The following is a 24,002-nucleotide window of genomic DNA, read 5'->3' as shown; positions in this document are numbered from 1 at the left end:
GTCCTTCATCTTAATTAACATTTTTTTAAGAGTTTTTTAACATTCGCTTAATAAATTCGCGACGATTGATAATTAAAGAGTTACGAGGCTTAATGAAGAATATCCCACTACTATGCATCTTGCTTTTAACGAGCGTTTTATATAGCCAAAACGCAAAGAAAAGCACCAACGCTCAACGTGTAAAAAACGCACCAAAAATAGATGGAAAACTTGATGACGCAGCTTGGCTAAATGTTGAGCCAGCAAAAGATTTCATGATGTTTGAGCCTTCTTCTGGTATCCCTGAACCTGAAAACAGAAAGACAACGGTTAAAATTGTTTATGATGATAAAGCAATTTATATCGGTGCGTATTTATTTGATGATGCACCAAGTGAGATACCTATGCAATTTGGGAATAGAGATGAAATTGGGCAAGTAGATTATTTACAAGTCAATTTTAACCCAAACAATGATGGGCAAAATGATACCGAATTTATTGTAATGAGCACTGGAGTTCAGGCTGATTCTAAATCGAGTAATTCTGGTAATTCAAGAAGAAAAGACATGAGCTGGAGTACCGTTTGGTATAGCGATGTTTCTGTAGTTGATGATGGATGGATTGTAGAGATGAAAATACCTTATGCTGCCCTTAGATTTTCTAATGATGAAGTGCAAACATGGGGATTAAATATTTTAAGGAATTTCAAAAAGCAAAACGAATCATATTCTTGGAACTTTATTGATAGAACCAAAGGAAATTACCCTCAATACGCCGGGGAAATTAAAGGTATTGAAAACATAAAACCGCCAACAAGAATAGAATTTTATCCTTACGCGGCTGGGGCTGTTAATTTTTACGATGGTGAGACATCATCTATTTCTAGTATAGGTATGGACTTAAAATATGGTCTGGATGAAACGTTTACATTAGATGCTACTCTTATTCCAGATTTTGGCCAAACTGCGTTTGATAATCAAGAATTAAATCTTGGACCATTTGAACAACGTTTTGAAGAAAGAAGAACCTTCTTTACAGAAGGCACCGAATTATTCAATAAAGGTAGTTTATTTTATTCTCGACGAATTGGAAACCGACCTACAAAATATTCTGAGGCCGAAGATGATTTGGAGGAAAATGAAGAAGTTATAGAAAACCCTAGCACTGTTAAAATGCTAAACGCTGTTAAGGTCTCTGGTAGAACTAAAAAAGGGCTAGGAATTGGGTTCTTTAATGCTATTACTGAAAGAACTTATGCTAGAATAACTGACACTATCACCAATGAATCTAGAAAATTCATGACAGAATCTCTTACAAATTACAATGTCATGGTTTTAGACCAACAATTCAACCGAAATTCTTCAGTTAGTTTAATCAATACAAATACCTTTAGAGAAGGTGATTTTAGAGATGCCAATGTTACTGGTCTTACATTTGATCTTGCCGATAAAAACAATCTTTACAAAGTTAGGGGTAATTTTAAACTAAGTAATGTAAATGAATTTGATGAGCTCACAACAGGAATGAGTACATTTTTAAATTTTGATAAAAACTCTGGAAACGTACAATACGGTGTTGGTGCTTGGATGGTTGATGAAAAATACGACATAAGCGATTTAGGGTTTTTAAGAGAAAATAACACGCAACGCTATTGGGCTGACCTTTCATATGAAATTTTTGAACCCACGAACGCATTTAACTCTTATCGATTTAGTATAAATCCAGGAATTAAATACCAGCACAACCCTCATGAATTTTCTTCCGCAGACATTGAATTTGAATCATTCTTTGTTACGATAGATAGATTTGCCTTTGGCGCTGATTTTACGACCCTACTCGGAGATGAATATGATTTTAGAGAAGCGCGTTCTTCAGACCCAAGTGTTTATTTTAGACAGAATGGAGGATTTCAGGCTGGCGTAATGGTATCTTCAGATTACAGAAAGAAATTCGCATATGATATTAGACCTAATTTTGCAAAAAGATACGATGATCATTTTGAAGAATATGAAGTAAGCATCTCTCCTAGATACAGGTTTACCGATAAATTTAATATGATATACGAATTAAATCTTGGAAAAACTTTAAATGAAAAAGGACGTGTTACAGAATTAGATGACGAAACAATTATTTTCGGAAACCGAGACAAAAAGACTATTGAAAACGTTTTAACTAGCAATTTAAGTTTTAATAGAAAATCTACAATGGCATTAGCCTTCAGGCATTATTGGTCTACAGTCCGTTACGATGAGCAGTTCTATAGTTTAAATAATTCCGGATTACTAGACCCTCATCCATACGATGAGAATAGCGATATCAATTATAATGTTTGGAATTTAGACTTGAGCTACGTGTGGGAATTTGCACCTGGAAGTCAGTTAATAGGTCTATATAGAAATAGCATTTTTGATTATAATGATCAATCTTATTTAGATTTTGGAGAGAATTTAGATGAATTATTCAGCCAAGAAATTGGACATAACATCTCCTTAAAGCTAATTTATTATATCGATTATAACAACGCAAAAACTTGGTTTAAGAAGAAAGCCTAAGGCATTTTTCTACTAAAATAACTTTTTGGAATTAGCATTAATTCCGATTACTTTTGAAGTATGATAAAAGCGGAAAATATTCATAAGTTTTACGGAGAACTCGAAGTTTTAAAAGGTGTAGATTTACATATTAAAAAAGGAGAAGTTGTTGCAATTGTAGGTCCTTCGGGAGCGGGTAAAACAACACTTCTTCAAATACTAGGCACATTAGACAAGCCCAGTTCTAGTGAGAAAACAAGTCTCTTTATAAATTCAAAAAGTACGTTATCATTAAAGGATAAGAATTTATCCAATTTTAGAAACGAGCATATTGGATTTATTTTCCAATTTCATCAATTACTGCCTGAGTTCACGGCATTAGAAAATGTTTGTATTCCAGCCTATATTGGAAATAAAAATTCTAAAGAAATAGAACCTGAAGCAAAGAAACTACTAGAATTCCTTGGGTTGAAAGACAGAATACATCATAAACCCAATGAACTTTCTGGCGGAGAACAGCAACGTATTGCTGTAGCTAGAGCACTTATTAATAAACCTGCTGTTATTTTCGCAGATGAACCTAGTGGTAATTTAGATTCGGAATCTGCAGAAAGCCTTCACAAACTCTTTTTTGAATTAAGAGATACATTCGACCAAACATTTGTAATTGTAACGCACAACCAAGCATTAGCTGAAATGGCAGACCGTAAATTGGTAATGAAGGACGGTAAAATAATTTAATCACAGAATTATGATAGGGATTATAAGTGCCATGCAAGAAGAAGTGCAAAGTTTGCTAGACGCACTTCAAAATTGCAATACCGTAGAAAAGGGAATGCGTACTTACTATACTGGCATGCTTTACAACAAACCTGTTGTAATTGTTTTTTCTAGATGGGGAAAAGTAGCCGCTGCCGCTACAACAACACAACTTATAAACGATTTTGATCTAGAGGAACTTATTTTTACTGGAGTTGCTGGTGGTATAGACCAACAATTAAATATTGGTGATGTAGTCATTGGAAAAGAATTGTTTCAATACGATGTTGACGCCAGACCTTTTTACCAACAATTTCATATACCTATTCTTAATTTAAAATCAGTATCTACAACCAATAACGACAAACTGAACCATGCAGTTTCCTTTTTCTTAAATAATTACGATACATATATTCTAAAAGAAGAACGCATTAACTTTAACATATCTTACCCAAAATCAGTCATAGGAGATATTGCGAGTGGAGATCAATTTATCTCTAGCATGGAAAAAATAAAATCCTTAAATTTAAATCTACCAACGGCAGTTTGTGTTGAAATGGAAGGTGCTGCAGTAGCGCAAGTATGCTATGAGTACTCAATTCCTTTTTCAATTATCCGTGTAATTTCAGATAAAGCGAATGATAATGCTCATATAGATTTTTCTCGATTCGCAAATACAATCGCGAGCAACTACATCTTAGGAATTTTAGAATACTATTTTGCTTAAGTGAGTTTATTTTTTCTATTTTTGAGAAATTCTATTTTGAACAATGCAATTTAAGCACCCTGAAATTTTATACGCTTTACTGCTTTTAATTATTCCAATTATTGTTCATTTATTCCAATTACAACGCTTTGTAAAAGTTCCATTTACAAACGTTAAATTTCTAAAAAAAATAGCACTAGAAACACGTAAAAGTTCACGCTTAAAAAAGTGGTTAATTCTAACAACTCGCATGCTTCTTTTTGCATCCATAATCTTTGCTTTTTCTCAACCATATTTCTCACAAATTGATACTCAAAAAAACACACATACAATCATTTATTTAGACAATTCTAAAAGTTTAAGTTATAAATACAACCAACAAGAAATATTAAAAAACAAGGCTCAAGAAATTATTGAAATTTTACCACTTTCTGGTGATGTTTCTTTTTTTACAAATGATCAATCTTATAAAAAGATAAAACCAAACGATCTAAAAAACATCCTTATAAACCTTGATTATTCTGTAAATGATTTATCATTTAAAGCTATTGAACTCAAAATTGATCAACTAAAATCGAGTAATACTAACACTTTGAATAACATTGTGTTAATAACTGATTTTCAGAATAATAAGAATTTTAAAAATTCTAATGTTACAAATGTAAACTCTAATATTTCCTTTATAAATACCGCTTTTAATGGTCAAAATAATATTTATATAGACAGTGTTTACGTTTTAAAGAAAACAACAACAGAAGTTGCACTTTCGGCGGTAATAAAAAGTAACAACTCAATCAGTAAGAACATCTCCATTTCATTATTCAACGAAGAAAAACTAATAGGAAAAACTACCGCCCTATTCGATAATAATACGGAATCTAAAGTTGATTTTGAAATTCCAAGCGCTACTTATTTCGAAGGAACTCTTCGATTAGAAGATGAATATTTGGCATTTGATAATTCATTCTTTTTCACTCTTAATAATCCAAAAAAAATAGATGTTTTATCATTAGGAAATAAAGATGATTTTCTAGTGAAAATTTATACTAAAAACGAGTTCAATTATAGGCATCAAAACTTGAATGAATTGAATTTTGATCTGATTAAAAATCAACACCTAATTATTTTAAATGAATTGATAAAAATTCCGGAAAATTTATCCGCTGTCCTTTCAGAATTTTCGGAAAATGGTGGTTCAATTGTTATAATTCCATCCAGAGATTCGGAATTAGTTACGTACAACTCATTTTTTAACCGATTAAAAATTGGAAAAATTAACAGTATAGATGACGATCTTTTAGAAATAAATCAATTAATGTTCGATCATCCTATATTTTCTGGCGTTTTTGAGAATGAATTTACAAATTTCCAATATCCTTATAGTAACAAGCAGATTAACTCGAATTTCTTTAATGAAAATCCTATTATTAAACTTGAGAACGGAAATTTCTTTTTATCACGAGTAAATTCAACAATAGGCGCGACCTACTGGTTCAATACACCATTAAATCGGAATTCATCAAACCTTCAGTCCTCACCTCTTATTGTACCTATTTTTTACAACTTTGGAAAATATAGTTTCACGGGCTCAGAATTAACGTATACCATTGGAAACGATTCATATATAGATATCGCTGTTTCCCTTCAGAAAGATAGAATTTTAAAAATACAGGGAGTAAATGAAGAATTTATACCCTTACAACAAGTTCTTTCTAATAAAGTGAGAATACAGACAAAGAACACCCCTTCCACACCTGGATTCTACAAAATCAAAAATGGAAATGATATAATAAAAACCATCGCTTTTAATTATAGTCGAAAGGAGAGTAAATTAGATTTTACTGATATTAACGAAATTCTTAAAGACAATTCTTCGGTTAAGGTTTCAAACTCAATCAAACAAACATTTACCAATCTTAAAGAACAGCAAGAAATCAAATCACTTTTTAGATGGTTTTTGACACTATCTATACTATTTTTGCTGTTAGAAATATGTATTCTAAAATATTTTAAAGTATGAATGTGCTTCTTAAATCCGCCACTATTGTTCAGTCCAACAATCCACTTAATGGTAAAACCAGAGACTTACTAATTGAAAACGGAGTAATTACTAAAATAGATTCGTCTATTAATGCTGAAAAAAATATTAAGGTAATTGAATTAGAAAATATGCATATTTCTTCTGGTTGGTTTGACAGCAGTGTGTCTTTTGGAGAACCTGGCTATGAAGAGAGAGAAACTATTAATAATGGTTTAAGAACTGCGGCATACAGTGGATTTACATCCGTTGCAGTAAACCCCAATACCAACCCGAAAATAGACAACAAAGCAACTGTAGAGTTCCTTAAAAACAAATCAAGCAACAACGCGGTTAACTTACATCCAATCGGCAATTTAACTATGAATGGAGAGGGTAATGACCTTGCTGAACTATTCGATATGCAAACTTCTGGAGCAATCGCTTTCGGAGACTACAAGAGATCTATATCTAATGCTAATCTTTTAAAGGTTGCTCTACAATATGCACAAAACTTTAATGGTCTTATCTTAAGCTTTCCTCAAGACAACTCCATTGCTAGAGATGGATTAGCCAATGAAGGAGAGAATAGTACGCTATTAGGCCTAAAGGGACTTCCTGCCCTGGCAGAAGAGTTGCAGATTGTTCGTGATTTGTTTTTACTTGAATATTCCGGTGGAAAATTGCATATCCCTACAATTTCTACTGCTAAATCAGTTTCTTTAATTAAAGATGCAAAAGCGAAAGGACTAGATGTTACATGTAGCGTTAGTGCTCATCATCTAAGACTGACAGATGAAGAACTTCATGGATTCAATGGTAATACAAAAGTATCACCTCCATTACGTACCAAAAAAGATATAAAAGCATTGATTAAAGGATTGGAAAATGGAACGATTGATATGATTACAAGTGATCATAACCCAATTGATATTGAGCATAAAAAAGTTGAATTTAACAATGCAAAATCTGGAACAGTTGGACTAGAAAGTTTGTTTGGAGCAGTAAACGGCGCAATAGATTTAAACCTTTTTATCGATTGCCTTACGATAAATCCAAAATCTAGATTTGGACTTCAAAATTATTCAATACAAGAAGGTGAGCCAGCGGACTTGACTCTTTTTACACCTAAGGATCAATATACGTTTTCAGAATCCGAGATAAGCTCCACCTCCAAAAACACAATATTTAATGGTAAAAAAATGATAGGGAAAGCCTATGGAATTATTGCCAATAATCAACTAATACTAAAGCCATAAAAAGTATGAATAATAATTCTGTAAATGAAGGGAAAACCGCTGCAATTCTAAGTTATTTATGGTGGGTTGGGTTGATCATAGCATTTATTATGAACCAAAGCAAAAGAAATTATTTTACTTCTTTTCATATAAGACAATCAATTGGGTTATCAATTGTATTATTCGTTATAAGTATTTTCACCAAATATGGAGTCCCTGTTTTTGGTAGTATTCTATTTTTAGGTTGGTTTGTATTGTGGGTAATTGGAATTCTTGGTGCTATTAAAGGAGAAGAGAAAGAAGTTCCTTTCTTAGGTGAAAAATTTCAAGAATGGTTTAGAAATATCTAAGAAAAAATTCATGAAAAATTTATCACTAGAACATGTTGTTCGCTCTGCTAAAAACAAAACAGACAAAACACCATTGTTAATCTTACTACATGGATATGGCAGTAATGAACAAGATTTATTTTCTTTTGCCTCAGAATTACCTGAAGATTTATTCATTGTTAGTGCTCGGGCACCTATGACCATGAACCCAGGATCTTACGCTTGGTACACCATACATTTTGATATGAATAATGGCAAGTTTTCTGATACAGATGAAGCGAAGGAATCAATTTCGAAAATTTCCACTTTTATTGATGAAGTAAAAGAAGAATACCAAGTTGGAATCGAAAACACTTTTTTACTAGGCTTTAGCCAAGGTACTATATTGAGTTACGCCATAGGGTTAAACTATCCCGAAAAAGTACAGCATATCATTGCATTAAGTGGATATATAAATCTAGATCTTTTAGAATCAGGGCATAGAATAAACAACTTTACTAAATTAGATTTTTTCTGTTCACATGGAACTGTAGATCAAGTGATCCCTGTAGAATGGGCTCAAAACGCGACACCCTACTTAAATGAATTAAGTATAAAAAACACCTACAAAGAGTACATGGTGGGGCATGGTGTTGCTCCGCAAAATTTTTACGATTTTAAAAAGTGGATCGAAGATAGAATCTAAACGTCAAATTAATTTTATGATTCTTAGACCTCTATCTCTAACTCATCATAAGCCAAGAAAACATTTTTAGGCAATTGTTTTTCAACCTCCGCATGAAATCCTAATTTATGACTAATATGTGATAAATATGCTTTCTGAGGCTTTAGTTCATCAATTAATTGCAGCGCCTCTTCAAGGTTTAAATGTGAATAATGTGGTTCAATTCTAAGAGCACTTAAAACCAATACAACTAACCCTTTCAGTTTATCCTTTTCATTCTCTGAAATTGTTTTTACATCGGTTAAATAAGCGAAATTTTCAATCCTATAACCACAAACTGGTAGTTTACCATGCATCACTTCAATTGGTATAACTGTTTTATTTCCTATTTCAAACGGAGATAAGTCAATTTCATTAACAACGACTTTTGGTGCTCCGGGATACCGATTCTTTGTTTCAAATATGTACGCAAACCGCCGTTTCAAGTCGTCTAAAACCCTTTTAATACCAAAAATTGGCATTGCTCCTATTTTAAACACAAAAGGCCTTATGTCATCTAAACCAGCTACGTGGTCTGCATGTTCATGTGTAAAAAGAACTCCATCCAAGTTAGAAACTTGGGCCCGTAACATCTGATAACGAAAATCTGGACCGCAATCTATCACAAAACAATTTTCATCCCATTCTAACAATACCGAAACTCGCAATCTTTTATCTCTCTTATCTATTGATAAACAAACTGGATGCGTACTGCCAATAATAGGAATTCCTTGAGAAGTTCCCGTTCCTAAAAATGTGATTTTAATTTTTGACTTTTTCTTCAATTTTAACGAATAAATACAATCTCAAATATAGGAAATTGTTACTTTTGTACAAGAAATAAAACTTTACATACTATGTCTTCAGTTTCTAAAGGTGATAAAAAAATAGACAGTGCTCCTTCTTCGAAAAGAAAGGCCTTAAGGGTTAATTTAAACGACAATATTTACGGAACGTTTGCTGAGATTGGCGCGGGCCAAGAAACTGTTCGTAACTTTTTTAGGGCAGGTGGCGCTTCTGGAACAATTGCGAAAGCAATGAGTGCTTATGACAAAGACTTTTCTGATGCCATATATGGTATTGAAGATGATCAAAGGTATGTTACCGAATCTCGTTTAAAAAGAATGTTGACGCACGAGATTCACTTAATGGAAGACCGTTTAAGTCGAAAAAAATACCAAAACACTTTATTCTTTTCTTATGCAAATACTGTTGCGACAATTGATTTCGCTAAGAAATTTAAAGGTCACGGATGGGTAGGTGTTAAATTTCAATTAGATCCTCTAGAGGATTACAATGAAATAATTTTGCACATTCGATTTAAAGAAAATGATGCTAAACTACAACAAGAAACCCTTGGTACACTTGGTGTAAACCTTGTATATGGTGGTTTTTATCTGCATGACACTCCGAAGGATTTATTAAAATCTCTCTATGATAATTTGGATAAAGATCAGATAGAAATTGATATGATTAATTTCTCTGGACCTCGATTTGCTTATGTAGACAATAGATTAATGAGTTTACAACTGGTAAAAAACGGCATGACAAATGCCGTAATGTTTGGTCCAGACGGAAACAATTTATTACCTGCACAACAACTTTACAAGAAGAATATCCTAACTCTTAGAGGTAGTTTTAGACCTGTAACTAAGGTAAATATGGATATTTTCGAGCGTGCTACTGAACTCTTTTATGCTGAGAAAAGTGTAGACGAAAAAAACACAAAAATAATATTTGAAATTACGCTTAGTAATCTTTCAGCAGAAGGTGAAATTAACGAACGTGATTTCTTAGACCGTGCAGAATTACTCTGTTCTCTTGGACAATACGTAATGATATCAGACTTCTCTGAATATTACAAATTGGTAGAATACTTCTCTGAATTTACTAAAAAACGTATGGGGCTTGCCATGGGCGTATATAACTTAGTTCAAATTTTTGATGAAAAATACTATAGAAATTTAAGTGGTGGCATATTAGAAGCTTTCGGAAAATTATTCTTTAAAGACTTAAAGATTTATTTATACCCATTAAAAGATGCCGAAACAGGAGATACCATTACAAGTGAAACCTTAAAAGTTCATCCTAGAATGAAGGAATTGTATAAATTCTTTAAATACAATGGTAAAGTTGTAGATATAGATAATTACGATCCAGAAATCTTAGATATATTCTCTAGAAAAGTGTTTGAAATGATTAAGAACGGGGTTGAAGGTTGGGAAAAAATGCTTCCTGAAGGAATTTCTGAAATCATTAAAGACGAGCGTTTATTTGGGTATTCTAAGAGAAAATTTTTAACGAAAAAATAAAGCTAGATTAAACTTTCTGTATTTTTTTTCGTCTAAAACAAAAACTAATCAAGAATTTTGTTGGAAGAACAAGAATTAATACAAGCACTAAAAAACAAAAGCACTCAAGAAAGTGCTTTTCGTTCTTTAATGTCGCTTTATAAAGAGCGCTTATATTGGCATATTCGAAAAATTGTAATCTCTCATGACGATGCAGACGACGTTTTACAGAACACCTTTGTGAAAGTTTATCGAAATATTGACAATTTTAAAGAAGATAGTAAAATCTATTCTTGGATGTATAGAATTGCAACCAATGAATCCATTACCTTTATTAATAAACGTGCAAAACAAAAAGCAGTAGATATTACAGAATATCAGCAACAACTTGCAGATTCATTACATGCTGACTCCTTTTACAATGGATCTGAAATTCAAATTTTACTACAAAAAGCAATTGCCACGCTGCCACAAAAACAACAACTCGTATTTAACATGAAGTATTTTGATGAAATGAAATACTCAGAAATATCAGAAATTTTAGACACAAGTATTGGAGCTTTAAAAGCCTCTTATTTTCATGCAGTAAAAAAAATTGAAAAATTTGTTACCTCAAATTAAACCGTTTTACAATATAAAGGTCTAAGTATTAAGATGAAGAAAAAAGAATTTAAAAATATCGCTCCAGTACTATATGAGTTAAAAAGTCTTGACAAAGGCTTTAGCACTCCTGTCGATTATATAAATTCTTTCGATTCCAATTTTAATGAGACAAAAATTCTTGCAAGATTTAATAAAACAAATTCATTTAACACACCATCTTCTTATTTTACAACTATTGAAGATACTGTTATTGACAGAATTGATCAAGAGAACAATTCAGTTCCAAATGGGTATTTTGATACTTTAGAATCCAACGTATTTGAAAAATTAAACAAAGAACCTAAGGTAATAGAACTAAACACTTCTAAACGAAAGTGGATTGCAAGTGTGGCTATTGCTGCTAGTTTAGCCCTGTTGTTTACTTTACAAATATTCACTAGTTCAAGTAATTTAGATTTTTCTTCCTTGAGTTCTACCGAAATTGAAAATTGGATTTCAGAAGGAGAAATGGAAGTTAATAGTTATGAAGTTGCAACACTTTACGAGGATTTGAACCCAGACAACTATGATATTTATGATTCTTATAACGAAGATGATCTTTTAGATTATTTGGACAATGTAAACATAGAATCACTAATTTTAACTGATTAAATAAACGAACATGAAATTTAAGACCCTCTTCATTTTAGTACTCACTTTTTCTGTTGGCGTATCTTCATTTGCTCAAGAAAAGAAGATGAGTAAATTTAAATCGCTTAAAATTGGCTACATAACGGAGACCTTAGAATTAACAACAGATGAAGCCGAAAAATTTTGGCCTATCTACAATTTGCACTATGATAATATTCATAAAATTAGGCATAGTGTTAATCGAAAATTAAGGGGAGATTTAAATAATCCGGAAAAACTGAATGCTATGAGCAATGAAGAAGCACAAGTGATTTTAGATAAATTATTAAAACAAGATTCTGAAATGCAAAAAGAACAAGCTTTAATGTTTAGCAAATTAGAAGACATATTACCTGCCAAAAAATTATTAAAACTGCATAAAGCAGAAGGTGATTTTAATCGTAAAATTCTTGAACAATACAGAAAACGGCGAGAGGCCGCAGCGGCAAAAGAAAAGAAATAAAAAAGGGAAGCAAATGCTTCCCTTTTTTATTTATGAATACATCTTCTGTCTCATTTCTTTTATTTTTGGATCTTCCAAATACTCATCGAATGTAGCTAATCTGTCTATAACTCCTTTTGGCGTTAACTCAATGATTCTTGTCCCTACAGTTTGAGCAAATTCATGATCATGTGTAGATAATAACACCGTTCCTTTAAAGTTTTTCAAGGAATTATTAATCGCCTGAATTGACTCTAAGTCTAGATGATTCGTTGGTTCGTCTAACATTAAAACATTTGCTCTGGTCATCATCATTCTAGAAAGCATACAACGTACTTTTTCCCCTCCTGATAATACATTACATTTTTTCAAAGCCTCTTCACCACTGAAAATCATTTTACCTAAGAATCCACGTAAAAAGACCTCTTCTCGCTCCTCTTCAGTAGTTGCATATTGTCTTAACCAGTCTACCAAGTCTAATTCGGCATTCTGGAAAAATTCTGCGTTTTCTAAAGGTAAGTACGACTGTGTAGTTGTAACTCCCCAAGAAAACTTGCCATTATCCGCCTTTAAATTACCATTTAAAACTTCGTAAAATGCAGTTATAGCCCTAGAGTCTTTTGATAATAGAATTACCTTATCTCCTTTATTTAGATTAAAATGGATATCATTAAATAAAACTTCACCATCTAATGATTTGGACAATCCTTCAACATTTAAAATCTGATCTCCAGCCTCTCTATCTCTTTCAAAAATAATGGCTGGATACCTTCTACTCGATGGCTTAATATCTGCAACATTTAATTTTTCAATCATTTTTTTACGGCTAGTTGCCTGTTTACTCTTCGCAACATTCGCAGAAAAACGACGGATAAACTCTTCTAATTCCTTCTTTTTATCCTCCGCTTTTTTGTTTTGCTGTGCTCTTTGCTTAGCCGCTAACTGACTACTTTCATACCAAAACGAGTAATTTCCACTATAGTGATTGATTTTACCAAAATCAATATCAGATATATGTGTACATACCGCATCTAAAAAGTGTCTATCATGTGAAACAACTATTACGGTATTGTCATAGTTTGCCAAGAAATTCTCTAACCAACCAATCGTTTCAAAATCCAAGTCGTTGGTAGGCTCATCCATAATCAAAACATCTGGAGAACCGAATAATGCTTGTGATAACAGGACTCTCACCTTAGATTTACCATCCAAGTCTCCCATTAAAGTATAATGCATATCGTCTTTTATTCCTAAAGATGATAACATGGTAGCTGCATCGCTTTCAGCAGTCCATCCCCCCATTTCTTCAAACTTCTCACCAAGCTCTCCTGCTTTTATACCATCTTCATCAGAAAAATCTGGCTTGGCATAAACAGCATCTAATTCCTTTTTTAAATCGAATAATGGCTTATTACCCATCATTACCGTTTCAAGAACAGGAAACTCGTCAAACGCAAAGTGATCTTGAGACAGTACAGACATTCTACGCCCAGGCTCTAAATGAATACTTCCAGATGTAGCCTCTTGTTGCCCTGAAATAATTTTTAGAAAAGTAGATTTACCAGCACCATTGGCACCAATAACTCCATAACAATTCCCTTGAGTAAACTTAGTGTTCACTTCATCAAACAAAATTCTCTTCCCGAATTGTACGGATAAATTTGAAACCGATAGCATATTAAATATTTTATTAAATTTTTGCAAAAGTACAAAAAATTACCACTTTTTTAAGACTCCATTGACTCTCATTTGTATACTTTCACATCGAATTCTCATTTAAATTCATTTGTATATTTTTAACATCTGTTTAACACCATGACATCGACTAAATTGTATTTTTGTATGTTAAACAACATTACAATTTACTAAATGCACTACAAAAACCTCATAGCGATTACCTGTGTTCTTATTACACTCTTAAGCTGTAGTAGCGCCAGCGAAGTTTGTGAAGCCACATATTTTGGCGGACAAATTGTAAATCCGCGTCAAAAATTCGTGACTTTAACAAAAAATGAGGTTGCCATAGATACTTTTTACCTAGATAAAGACAATACCTTTCTTGCGGAAATAATAGTTGATAAAGAAGGCTTATATGGGTTTAAACATGCGATAGAATTTCAATATGTTTACATTGAACCAAAAGACAGTCTTTTGATACGATTAAATACTTGGGATTTCGATGAATCTTTGGTTTTTAGTGGACGCGGATCTGAAAAAAATAATTTTCTAATTTCTTTGTACCTACAAAATGAAAAGGATGAACATATGTTTGGTCCTTATTATAAATTAGAAAGCAAACAATTTGAAGAAAAGATTGCGCAAGCAGAGTCATTAAATAACTTCTTATATGAGCAACTTAAGGAATCTGGAGTTCATATTAGCAAGAAATTTGACGAATTAGCCGAAGTAGCGATTAACTACCCCTTATATCTAAGGAAAGAAAAATATTCTTGGAAATTTGATAATCCTCATAAAGTAGAGGATAAATTAGCACTTTCTAATACATATTTCGATTATAGAAAAAAGGTTGATTTAAATAGTGAAGATTTAGCATCCTACGCTCCTTTTTATAATTATGTAAACAATTATTTATATGGTTTAGCATTAACTGATTCTGACAATAGACGTATCACATTAAAAAATAGGCTAGATGTTATTATTGAACATATTTCTTTTGAACCAACTAGAGATATGTTAATGTATCATGCATTGTACAACGATTTTAGAAGAAGTAGTCAGTCTTGCTCTGTAGACCCTATAGGGTTAGAGATTTTTATGGAAAATTGTACCGATAAAGAATATATAGATAAGGTAAATGTTCTTATTGATGATTGTAATAAAATTACACACAATACTAGTTTAGATAATTTCGAAGTAACAGACAACAAAAACAATATACTAAACATCAAGAAATTGATTAAAAACAAGGAGGCTGTTGTTTATTTTTGGTCTCCAGAAATTATAAGTCCAAACATGTTAATTAAACGTGTAAAATATTTAGAAAAGGAATTTCCTAATATCCACTTTATAGGAATTAATTTAAATCCTTCGCCTTATAGTAAAGTAGTTGATCATAAAATTGGCAATCAATACTTCTTAACAGAAACTAGTACAGCTCATAATTTTGTTAAAAGTTCAGAACCAAGAACAATTCTAATTGATAAAAAAGGAGTTGTCTCTAATAGTTTTACGTATTTATCATCTCCATACTTAGCAAAGCAGATAAAAAAACTAAATTCTCAATAAAAATAATCAAGTTGTTTAGAAATAGGTTTTACTCCGTAATTCCATACATTTGCACCCATGCAAGCAAAGATAAATATCCAGAATAAAAAAGCGCGTTTCGAATATGAAACCCTGGATGAATATGTTGCTGGAATAAAATTAAGCGGTACAGAAATAAAGAGTATCAGGCAAAGTAAAGCACGGATTACTGAGAGTTTTTGTGAATTTAATGAAGCCGGAGAATTGTTTGTTATTAATATGTTTATAGAGGAATATTCTCATGGTAATTTTTACAATCATAAGCCAAAAAGCGCCCGTAAACTTTTACTGAACAAACGAGAATTAAAAAAACTTCGTAAAGAGATTCAAAATGTTGGTTTAACCATTGTTCCGTTAAAACTTTTTATGACGGATAAAGGTTGGGCAAAATTAAATATCGCTTTGTGTAGAGGAAAAAAACTATACGATAAGCGAGAAACTATGAAAGACCGCGATAACAAGCGAGACTTAGCGCGTATTAAAAAGAATTTTTAATGAACTCTAAGGTTTTTTTTCAATTAATTAGATGGAAAAACCTTGTACTTGGCATTGCTACTTTGGTATTAATTAAATACTATTTAACACCAATCTTTGTTGAAAATTCGAGACTATCCTTACTAAATTTTATTTTACTCACGTTAGGAATCACGCTTATTTCTGCGGGCGGCTATATTTATAATGATATTGTAGATATAAAAGCAGACCACATTAATAAACCTGAAAATGTCTATATAGGTACTTATATTTCTGAAAAAACTGCCTATAAGGTTTCCTTTATTTTTTTCTTAATTGGAAATTTATTAGGGATTATCTCTGCCATAAATAACAACTCCTCTAATTTAACAATATACTTCTTTGGTCTTGCGCTATCTTTAGTCTTCTATTCTAAATATTTAAAATCAATTGCACTTATAGGAAATTTGGTTGTTGCTCTGGTCATTAGTTCGAGTATTTTTGTTATTCCGATATTCGAGAAAATGGAATTTAGTTCCATAGAATTTCAATTAATTAGTGGCTATGCTTTGTTCGCTTTTTTAATAAATTTTATGCGAGAATTAATAAAAGATATTGAGGATGTTAATGGCGATTTCAAATTAAACTACGCAACACTTCCGATTATAATCGGTGTTAAACGAACACGAAATATAACTATAGGAATTAGCATAATTTTATATATAAATCTAGTATTCTTACTATTTCAAATTAAAGGATTTAATGAATATTTATTCTATTATTCTATGATTGTAATTTTACCGACAATGCTTTATTTTATGTACAAGTTGTACAATGCAAAAACTAAAAAGGACTACTCTAATTCCAGTCTTATTTTAAAATTAATTATGCTTCTAGGAATTCTATCTATTTTTACATTTTAATTCAAGAATCGAAAAATTGAAACTTAATAAATACAACATTATACTTGCTTCTGGTTCACCAAGAAGACAGCAATTTCTACAAGACCTACAACTCGATTTTACAATTGACGTAAGAGAAATTGAAGAAGTATTCCCTAACATTCTCAAACGGACTGAAATAACAGATTTTCTTGCCAAATTAAAATCAAAACCTTTTACTGACTTAAATGACAATGACTTATTAATAACTTCAGATACTATTGTTTGGCTGAACAATGAGGCAATTGGAAAGCCAAAAGACAGAAACGATGCAATTAAAATTCTAAATCAACTTTCGGGAAATATGCATGAGGTAATAACCTCTATTTGTTTTAAAACAACAAAGTCTATGAAATTAATAAACGATGTTACTAAAGTTTATTTTAAGGATTTAAGTAAAAACGAAATAGAATATTATGTTGATAATTTTCAGCCATATGACAAAGCCGGGAGTTATGGAATACAAGATTGGATAGGTTATATTGGTGTTGAAAAAATAGAAGGAAGTTACTTCAATGTAATGGGATTTCCTGTTCATAAGTTCCATCAAGAAATGTTAAAATATTAAGGTAAAATGTAAACACAAACACTTACATTTGTGCCATCACAACTATTAATAAAGTCATGAAAAAATACACTTTTACCGAAAAGAAAGATACACGCTCTGGATTTGGAGATGGATTAACAATTTTAGGAAGAACAAACCCTAATGTCGTTGCACTTTGTGCCGATTTAATTGGGTCTTTAAAAATGCAAACATTTATCGACGAAAATCCTGATCGTTTTTACCAAGTAGGTATTGCAGAGGCCAATATGATGGGTATTGCTGCGGGATTAACAATCGGTGGTAAAATTCCTTTTACTGGAACATTTGCCAACTTTTCAACGGCAAGAGTTTATGATCAAATTAGACAATCTATAGCCTATTCAAGTAAAAATGTAAAAGTTTGTGCTTCACATGCAGGTTTAACACTTGGTGAAGACGGTGCGACACATCAAACGTTAGAAGATATTGGTTTAATGAAAATGTTACCAGGCATGACTGTAATTAACCCTTGTGATTACAATCAAACCAAAGCAGCGACTATTGCGATTGCAGAGCATGAAGGCCCTGTTTATTTAAGATTTGGACGTCCTGCGGTTCCAATTTTTATGCCGGCAGACCAGGAGTTTGTGATAGGAAAAGGAATTCAATTAACAGAAGGATCTGATGTAACCATTGTTGCTACCGGACATTTAGTTTGGGAGGCATTGCAAGCATCTGAAACGCTAGAAGCAAAAGGTATTAGTGCAGAAGTTATAAATATTCATACAATTAAGCCTTTAGATGAAGAAATTATCCTTAAATCTATTGCTAAAACAGGTTGTATCGTTACGGCTGAAGAGCATAATGTAATTGGTGGTTTAGGGGAAAGTGTTGCTAGAACCTTGAGTTTAAACACCCCGGTACCACAAGAGTATGTAGCGGTTAACGATAGTTTTGGTGAGTCTGGAACTCCAGCGCAACTAATGGAAAAGTATGGTTTAGATGCGAAGGCTGTTGTAAAAGCAGTAGAAAAAGTGATAGCAAGAAAATAAGCATTCACTTCTTTCGTTATTAAACTAACTATATCGAAGCAAATTTTTATGAAGAAAATAATTGTATTTGTTGTACTTTCGCTAAGTACAACGTTATTCAGTCACGCCCAAATTATAGAATGGGGACTTAAAGGAGGACTCAATTTTAACTCTAACGGAGACCTCACCAATGAAATAATAAATATTTCCGAAACCACTACTATAAAGTCTAATAATAGTACAGGGTTTCATATAGGAGCATTTGCTAAAACTAAAGGGTCACTTTATGTTCGTCCTGAGATTATATATACTCAAACTCAAAGTGATTATGATTCTGAAGGAAGTTTTAAAATGAAGAAAATAGATATGCCCATATTAGCGGGTGTTAAAGTGTTTAGCATACTTAATATTTTTGCAGGCCCATCATTGCAATATATAATAGACACTGATTTAGACGGATTCAATATAAGCGATGTTGAAAATGATTTTACTGTGGGATTGAATGTAGGAGTTGGTGTTCAATTAGGGAATTTGGGGGTTGACTTGAGGTACGAACGTGGACTTTCAGACAATGAAGCAGCCATTTTTAACAACACAGATTTTGAAGGAAAAATTGACACGAGGCCAGAGCAAATAATCTTAAGTCTGTCGGTTAAAATGTAGATATTTAGGTTTTTATCCATTATTAATCAACTTTTTTTAATAATAAAATCAATGCTTTTGGGTTAAAGTTTATATATTTATCTTTTATTAAAATAAATTAACCAACTTGAGTTATGAAAAGAAAGTCCCTACACTTGTTATTTATTTTATTGAGTATTAATGCGGTATCGGCACAGGATTTCACTTTTGGTATTAAAGGTGGATTAAACTTTAACTCAATAGGTGAATTGTATCATTATGGCCCTAGAGGAGGTAACGGAGTTATACCCAGTGAAGACACATACTATACTGCGGATAAAGCCAGTAGTTATCATTTTGGAGGTTATTTAAAATTAAATTTTGATTATTTTTATTTTAGCCCTGAAGTTGTTTATACTTCCCTTACTAGCAATTATGAATTAGCACTTGAAACTTCAGAATGGACTCAATCTAATATTGATATAGGTTTATTCTTCGGTTATAGAGTGTTTGGTCCTGTAGCCGTTTATTTAGGCCCTTCGATAAGTATGATTAATGATCGTCAATTAGAAGGGAATGAAGAAAAAGCTTCCACTCCATGGACTTATGAAAAAACCAATTTAGGTGTTGGTGCAGGTTTAACGTTTCAATATAATAGATTTGGTATTGATGCAAGGTATGTATATGGAATGACCAAAGTAGAACATGTAGAAATTGATATGGTTAGAGCAAAATATGGGACGAATAGAGGAGCTATGCTAGAATATAATCCTAGCCAATTTATTATTAGCGCTACGATTGACCTTTTTTCCTTTGGTGGTGAAAAGAAGAAAAGAAGATCTAATTCTAGTTGGAATGATCACAGAAACTTATAATGAGTTATTACAAAGAAATATCAAGAAAAAGAAAACTCATCAGTTTCCTTTTTTTGGGGCTTTTTACTTGGTCAGCCTATATTCAATTAAACGACCCCGATCCATATCATTGGTTTGCCATCTATCTTCTGGTTGGACTTCTTCATGTACTTTCATTATTTAGGCCAATTTCAAAGAGAATTTACTGGTTTATTTTCTTTCTACTTATAGCCTATTCATTATATCATTTCTCATATTTCATGGATTGGATTGAGATTGATAATAAAAATGAAATCTTTGGAGAAATGGTATATGAAAAACCTTATTTAGAAGGAACTAGAGAATTCTTAGGGTTACTTATTTGTGCTTTAAGCTTATTATATCCTTTAAATATTTCGAAAAAAAATCTAGAGAATAATTAATTATCCTCTAGATTTTCAACTATTATAAATTTCTATTATTTAGTTAAACTGAATCATAATTAGTCCAGCCATTGCGGTTTTGGTTGGATCTTCCGATGTGTAAGTAAAATACACTTTTCGATTACTTATGCTTTTTGAAGTCATCAATTTTAGTTGAATACTTGCCATTTCTTGACCCGAAACTGGTTTTTTCATACTCCCTTTACCTAACAATTCCCCATCAGGTGTATCCAAATGCGCTTCAAAACTTGCTCCCATAGGAAATTCTCCTTGCCAACGCATTAAAATTGAAGCAGTTTTTACATCAGATAAATCAAGATTATTTATCTTAAACCACCCTTTATCTCCTGGCAAGATTAAAAGAGGAGTCCCTTCAAAATTAAACTTCATAAACCCTTCTGTTTCAATGTCTCCAGAAAAATCAACCATATTACTAGGCAATACAGTTCTTGTAGAGCCAGTTAATGGTTTCACAGTTCCTTCACCTTTGTCTGTATAACTTGCAGAAATTACCAAGGACTCACCGAGTTTAGATTGTTTAGGTATAATTACTCCTTTAGAAGGCAATGATTTTTTCTTTGTATCATTTCTTTTTAAGGATAAAATATATGCAGTAATCTGTCTTAAATCTTCATCAGATAGATCTGGATGAGCCGCCATGTTTGTTTCTCCCCATACTCCACCACCACCGGCTTTTATTTTATTTGCTAAATAAGTAGCCGCATTTTTATCATTTTTGTATTTCTCAGAAACCTTAGCATATGACGGGCCAATAGATACACCATTTTCCTTATGACATGCCTTGCAATCTAAAGATTGCGTTAAAGCCTTACCAGTAACAGTTGCTGCTACCTGTTTATGACCTTGATTTAAATTAACCTGGTCCATTCCACTTAAATAATCTACAGATACATATATGTTATTCTCATCAATTGGACCACTATTTTCAGAGTCCTTAACGCTTACCTTATAATTTAAGGCTTTTCCTGGGATAAAAAATGAACTATTCCCATTCGTAATTTCAATTGAAACTAAAGGTTCTTCATTGCCCGCTACAATTGATATTATATTGCTCTTCACCATAGATTTATCTGAATCTAAAACAGTAACTTGTGCTTTAAATTCTCCACCTGAATTATAAACATAACTAATAGTTGGAATACTAGTATCTTGAATATCTCCATTCCCAAAATCCCAAGAATACGTTAAGTTTTCGCTTTCCACGTCTGAGGCCGTCACCTTAAAATCAACTTTTAATGGCAACAATCCTGAAGACTTATCCGCTTCCAATGCTTCAACTTCTGGTGGTAAATTTCCTCCGTTATATTCGATAACACTTAATCCTGAATCATCATTCTTTTGGAACCAACCAGAGCCATATTCCAATAAATAAATTTGGCCATTAGGCCCAACTTCCATATCGATTAGATTATTTAAATCAATATTCTCAGCAAATGGTTCCATTGTATTGAAATCTCCATTATCAAATAATGAAACTGCTTTCATCCAACCTCTCATCCATTCATAAATAATTACCTTTCCGTTATAATATTGAGGTAGGGCTTTCTCCTTAGGAAACATGTCATTATAATAAACAGGGCCTGCCATAGCGTTTCTACCACCTGTTCCAACCTGTGGAAACTCTGTAGACTTTGCGTATGGATACCAAATCATTGCTTCTTTTCCAGGAGGTAATTCTCTAATTCCAGTATTATTTCTGGAATCGTTTATTGGTGCATTTACATCAAATTGCGCGCCGCTTTTACCCGTTTCATAATCGTAATCATAGTAGGATTTGTTATCAGCAATAAAATATGGCCATCCATAATTACCTGCCTCTTTGGCTTGACCAACTTCATCATAACCTCTTGGTCCTCTCGTTTTTAAACTGTCTGCATTGGCATCAGGACCTACTTCTCCCCAATACAAATACCCTTTTTTTGGATCGACAGAGATTCTGTAAGGGTTCCTATGCCCCATCGTATAAATTTCTGGTCTCGTTTTCTCTATTCCCTCTGGAAACAAATTGCCTTCAGGTATCGAATACGAACCATCCTCGTTAACTCTTATTCTTAAAATTTTACCTCTTAAATCATTGGAGTTCCCAGATGACCTTCTTGCATCAAATTGCTCCTTACCAGGCAAATCATTTAAAGGTGCAAAACCACTATTTACGTATTTGGCCTCTGGCTCATCGAATGGTGTAGTATTATCTCCTGTAGAAAGATATAAGAGACCATCACCTCCAAATGCTATAGAACCGCCAGTATGACAGCAAATTTCTCTTTGAGATTCTACATCTAAAATTTTAACTTCAGAACTTAAATCAAATTCTCCATTTTTAAATGTAAATCTTGACAATCTATTAACCCATTCGTCACCAGTTGGTGAATAAAAGGCATATACCCAATTGTTTTTCTCAAAATTTGGATCACGTTGCAATCCCATTAAACCCTCCTCAGCATTAACACCTGGAACGGAAGTCTTATGGTAAACATCTAATAGAGCAACTTGTTTAACTTCTTTGGTGGAATGACTATAATGCATAATTTCTCCTCTACGCTGAGCAATTAGCACATCTAAATTAGGTAAAATTGTCATTTCGGTTGGCTCAAAAAATTCTCCTAAGGACAAATTTTTCTTGGAAAATCGTTCTGCTGAAGGAGGAAACTGCGAACGAACTTTAGAATAATTTAAATTTAAATTCTCTCCAATAGCATACTGAATTCCGCCTAGCAAATGTTTCAAAAATAACTCTTCCTCAAAACTTTCATCTGTATGCCCTAACCCTGTATAAAATGCTCTACCTCCGTCGTACTCATGATACCAAGCCATAGGATGATCTTCACCATTTTCACCACCTTCATAGGTTGATTCATCGATATTAATTAGCACGTTAATATTAGGGTTGATTTTTTTATAATTATACAATTCATCTCTACGTACCCAGTTTTTATCTTCGAAGAAATTTGTAGCAATAAAATTAGAATCTTCTATGACAAATGTTGCCTCTTGCTGATGCGGATGACTTAAAAAATAGGCCCCAACTAATTTCCCATACCAATTCCAATCATATTCAGTATCCGCCGCAGCATGCACTCCAACAAATCCACCTCCTGCTTGAATATATCTTTCAAAAGCAACAGATTGATTAGTATTTAATACATCACCTGTTGTACTTAAAAAGACAATGGCGGAATATTCCTTAAGAATTTCATCTGTAAATTCAGATGCATTACCCGATTCAACAACCTCAAAATTATGTTCCTTTCCTAATTTTTGAATTGCTTTTACCCCTTCAGGTATAGATTGATGTACAAAACCTGCAGTTTTAGTAAAAACTAATATTTTGGGAGAACTTGAACGTTTTTTACTACATCCAACAACAATAAATAATACGGCAAAAATAAAAATGGCTATTTTCCTCATTCTAAGTGTTTTTTTTGAAATTTTAATTAAAATTTTAAACGTAAAAATAGTTTTATTAATTAAAAATCTAGGAGTCAAATATTTAAAAATTTGCAATTAATATTGAATAAAGTGTAAAATTTACACAATAAATATAAGTCATTACTAATACCATAAACCTAATTGAGTATTGACCATTCCATTCAGTTCTTCAC

22 protein-coding genes are annotated in these 24,002 nt (G+C 32.4%); 19 read left to right on the top strand and 3 right to left on the bottom strand.

The window, feature by feature from the left end:
• Positions 1–92: 92 nt before the first annotated feature.
• Genes RM519_RS00385 through RM519_RS00355 form a run of 7 tightly spaced genes read left to right on the top strand, consistent with a single transcriptional unit; the run spans position 93 to position 8,244 of the window.
• On the top strand, positions 93–2,531 hold the full coding sequence (locus RM519_RS00385) for a DUF5916 domain-containing protein (RefSeq protein WP_311591474.1): 2,439 nt from the start codon (positions 93–95) through the stop codon (positions 2,529–2,531).
• A 60-nt stretch (positions 2,532–2,591) separates the two neighbouring features.
• Positions 2,592–3,251, top strand: a complete 660-nt coding sequence (locus RM519_RS00380; RefSeq protein WP_311591473.1) for an ABC transporter ATP-binding protein — start codon at positions 2,592–2,594, stop codon at positions 3,249–3,251.
• Between the two features lie 10 nt (positions 3,252–3,261).
• On the top strand, positions 3,262–3,996 hold the full coding sequence (locus tag RM519_RS00375) for a 5'-methylthioadenosine/adenosylhomocysteine nucleosidase (RefSeq protein ID WP_311591472.1): 735 nt from the start codon (positions 3,262–3,264) through the stop codon (positions 3,994–3,996).
• A 43-nt stretch (positions 3,997–4,039) separates the two neighbouring features.
• Complete coding sequence (locus tag RM519_RS00370; RefSeq protein WP_311591471.1) at positions 4,040–5,995, top strand: BatA domain-containing protein; 1,956 nt, start codon at positions 4,040–4,042, stop codon at positions 5,993–5,995.
• A complete protein-coding gene (locus tag RM519_RS00365) occupies positions 5,992–7,251 on the top strand; it encodes a dihydroorotase (RefSeq protein WP_311591470.1) in 1,260 nt (419 codons plus the stop codon). Before RM519_RS00370 ends, RM519_RS00365 begins: the two co-directional genes overlap by 4 nt.
• A gap of 5 nt (positions 7,252–7,256) precedes the next feature.
• Complete coding sequence (locus RM519_RS00360; protein WP_311591469.1) at positions 7,257–7,580, top strand: DUF4870 domain-containing protein; 324 nt, start codon at positions 7,257–7,259, stop codon at positions 7,578–7,580.
• 10 nt (positions 7,581–7,590) lie between these two features.
• Positions 7,591–8,244, top strand: coding sequence for an alpha/beta hydrolase (locus RM519_RS00355; RefSeq protein ID WP_311591467.1), 654 nt, complete (start codon positions 7,591–7,593; stop codon positions 8,242–8,244).
• A gap of 23 nt (positions 8,245–8,267) precedes the next feature.
• On the opposite strand, the gene RM519_RS00350 is transcribed toward RM519_RS00355, so the two are convergent.
• The gene (locus tag RM519_RS00350; RefSeq protein ID WP_311592539.1) at positions 8,268–9,029 is read right to left on the bottom strand and encodes an MBL fold metallo-hydrolase; all 762 of its coding nucleotides are present in this window, start codon (positions 9,027–9,029) and stop codon (positions 8,268–8,270) included.
• A 90-nt stretch (positions 9,030–9,119) separates the two neighbouring features.
• On the opposite strand from RM519_RS00350, the gene RM519_RS00345 reads away from it, so the two are divergent.
• From RM519_RS00345 to RM519_RS00330, 4 genes are read left to right on the top strand one after another with little or no spacing between them, the layout of a single operon-like run.
• On the top strand, positions 9,120–10,574 hold the full coding sequence (locus RM519_RS00345) for a TonB-dependent receptor (protein WP_311591466.1): 1,455 nt from the start codon (positions 9,120–9,122) through the stop codon (positions 10,572–10,574).
• Positions 10,575–10,631: 57 nt separating this feature from the next.
• On the top strand, positions 10,632–11,174 hold the full coding sequence (locus tag RM519_RS00340; protein WP_311591465.1) for an RNA polymerase sigma factor: 543 nt from the start codon (positions 10,632–10,634) through the stop codon (positions 11,172–11,174).
• 33 nt (positions 11,175–11,207) lie between these two features.
• Entirely contained in the window at positions 11,208–11,807 is a 600-nt protein-coding gene (locus tag RM519_RS00335; protein ID WP_311591464.1) for a hypothetical protein, read from the top strand.
• Between the two features lie 10 nt (positions 11,808–11,817).
• A complete protein-coding gene (locus RM519_RS00330; RefSeq protein ID WP_311591463.1) occupies positions 11,818–12,288 on the top strand; it encodes a sensor of ECF-type sigma factor in 471 nt (156 codons plus the stop codon).
• 30 nt (positions 12,289–12,318) lie between these two features.
• Here the strand turns inward: RM519_RS00330 and RM519_RS00325 are convergent, their stop codons facing one another.
• The gene (locus RM519_RS00325; protein WP_311591461.1) at positions 12,319–13,944 is read right to left on the bottom strand and encodes an ABC-F family ATP-binding cassette domain-containing protein; all 1,626 of its coding nucleotides are present in this window, start codon (positions 13,942–13,944) and stop codon (positions 12,319–12,321) included.
• Positions 13,945–14,136: 192 nt separating this feature from the next.
• Here RM519_RS00325 and RM519_RS00320 point away from each other — a divergent pair, with 192 nt between their 5' ends.
• From RM519_RS00320 to RM519_RS00285, 8 genes are all read left to right on the top strand, one after another.
• Positions 14,137–15,513 (top strand): TlpA family protein disulfide reductase, encoded by a 1,377-nt coding sequence (locus RM519_RS00320; protein ID WP_311591460.1) that lies wholly within the window; start codon positions 14,137–14,139, stop codon positions 15,511–15,513.
• Between the two features lie 57 nt (positions 15,514–15,570).
• Positions 15,571–16,026, top strand: a complete 456-nt coding sequence (gene smpB, locus RM519_RS00315; protein ID WP_311591458.1) for an SsrA-binding protein SmpB — start codon at positions 15,571–15,573, stop codon at positions 16,024–16,026.
• Positions 16,026–16,907, top strand: coding sequence for a geranylgeranylglycerol-phosphate geranylgeranyltransferase (locus tag RM519_RS00310; protein WP_311591457.1), 882 nt, complete (start codon positions 16,026–16,028; stop codon positions 16,905–16,907). The genes smpB and RM519_RS00310 overlap by 1 nt, the downstream gene beginning before the upstream one ends.
• A gap of 7 nt (positions 16,908–16,914) precedes the next feature.
• Positions 16,915–17,493: a Maf family nucleotide pyrophosphatase gene (locus RM519_RS00305; protein ID WP_311592538.1), complete on the top strand. Its 579-nt coding sequence runs from the start codon at positions 16,915–16,917 to the stop codon at positions 17,491–17,493.
• A gap of 56 nt (positions 17,494–17,549) precedes the next feature.
• Positions 17,550–18,503 carry a transketolase family protein gene (locus RM519_RS00300; RefSeq protein ID WP_311591456.1) on the top strand — a complete coding sequence of 318 codons (954 nt, stop codon included), beginning with the start codon at positions 17,550–17,552 and terminating at the stop codon, positions 18,501–18,503.
• Between the two features lie 48 nt (positions 18,504–18,551).
• Complete coding sequence (locus RM519_RS00295) at positions 18,552–19,145, top strand: porin family protein (RefSeq protein ID WP_311591455.1); 594 nt, start codon at positions 18,552–18,554, stop codon at positions 19,143–19,145.
• Positions 19,146–19,258: 113 nt separating this feature from the next.
• The gene (locus RM519_RS00290) at positions 19,259–19,978 is read left to right on the top strand and encodes an outer membrane beta-barrel protein (RefSeq protein WP_311591453.1); all 720 of its coding nucleotides are present in this window, start codon (positions 19,259–19,261) and stop codon (positions 19,976–19,978) included.
• On the top strand, positions 19,978–20,379 hold the full coding sequence (locus tag RM519_RS00285; protein ID WP_311591451.1) for a transmembrane 220 family protein: 402 nt from the start codon (positions 19,978–19,980) through the stop codon (positions 20,377–20,379). The genes RM519_RS00290 and RM519_RS00285 overlap by 1 nt, the downstream gene beginning before the upstream one ends.
• Before the next feature lie 39 nt (positions 20,380–20,418).
• On the opposite strand, the gene RM519_RS00280 is transcribed toward RM519_RS00285, so the two are convergent.
• A complete protein-coding gene (locus tag RM519_RS00280) occupies positions 20,419–23,808 on the bottom strand; it encodes a ThuA domain-containing protein (protein WP_311591450.1) in 3,390 nt (1,129 codons plus the stop codon).
• Positions 23,809–24,002: the final 194 nt, after the last annotated feature.

This window comes from Urechidicola vernalis, assembly GCF_031846385.1.
GTDB lineage: Bacteria > Bacteroidota > Bacteroidia > Flavobacteriales > Flavobacteriaceae > Urechidicola > Urechidicola vernalis.
This window is presented reverse-complemented; position numbering and strand designations above follow the sequence as displayed.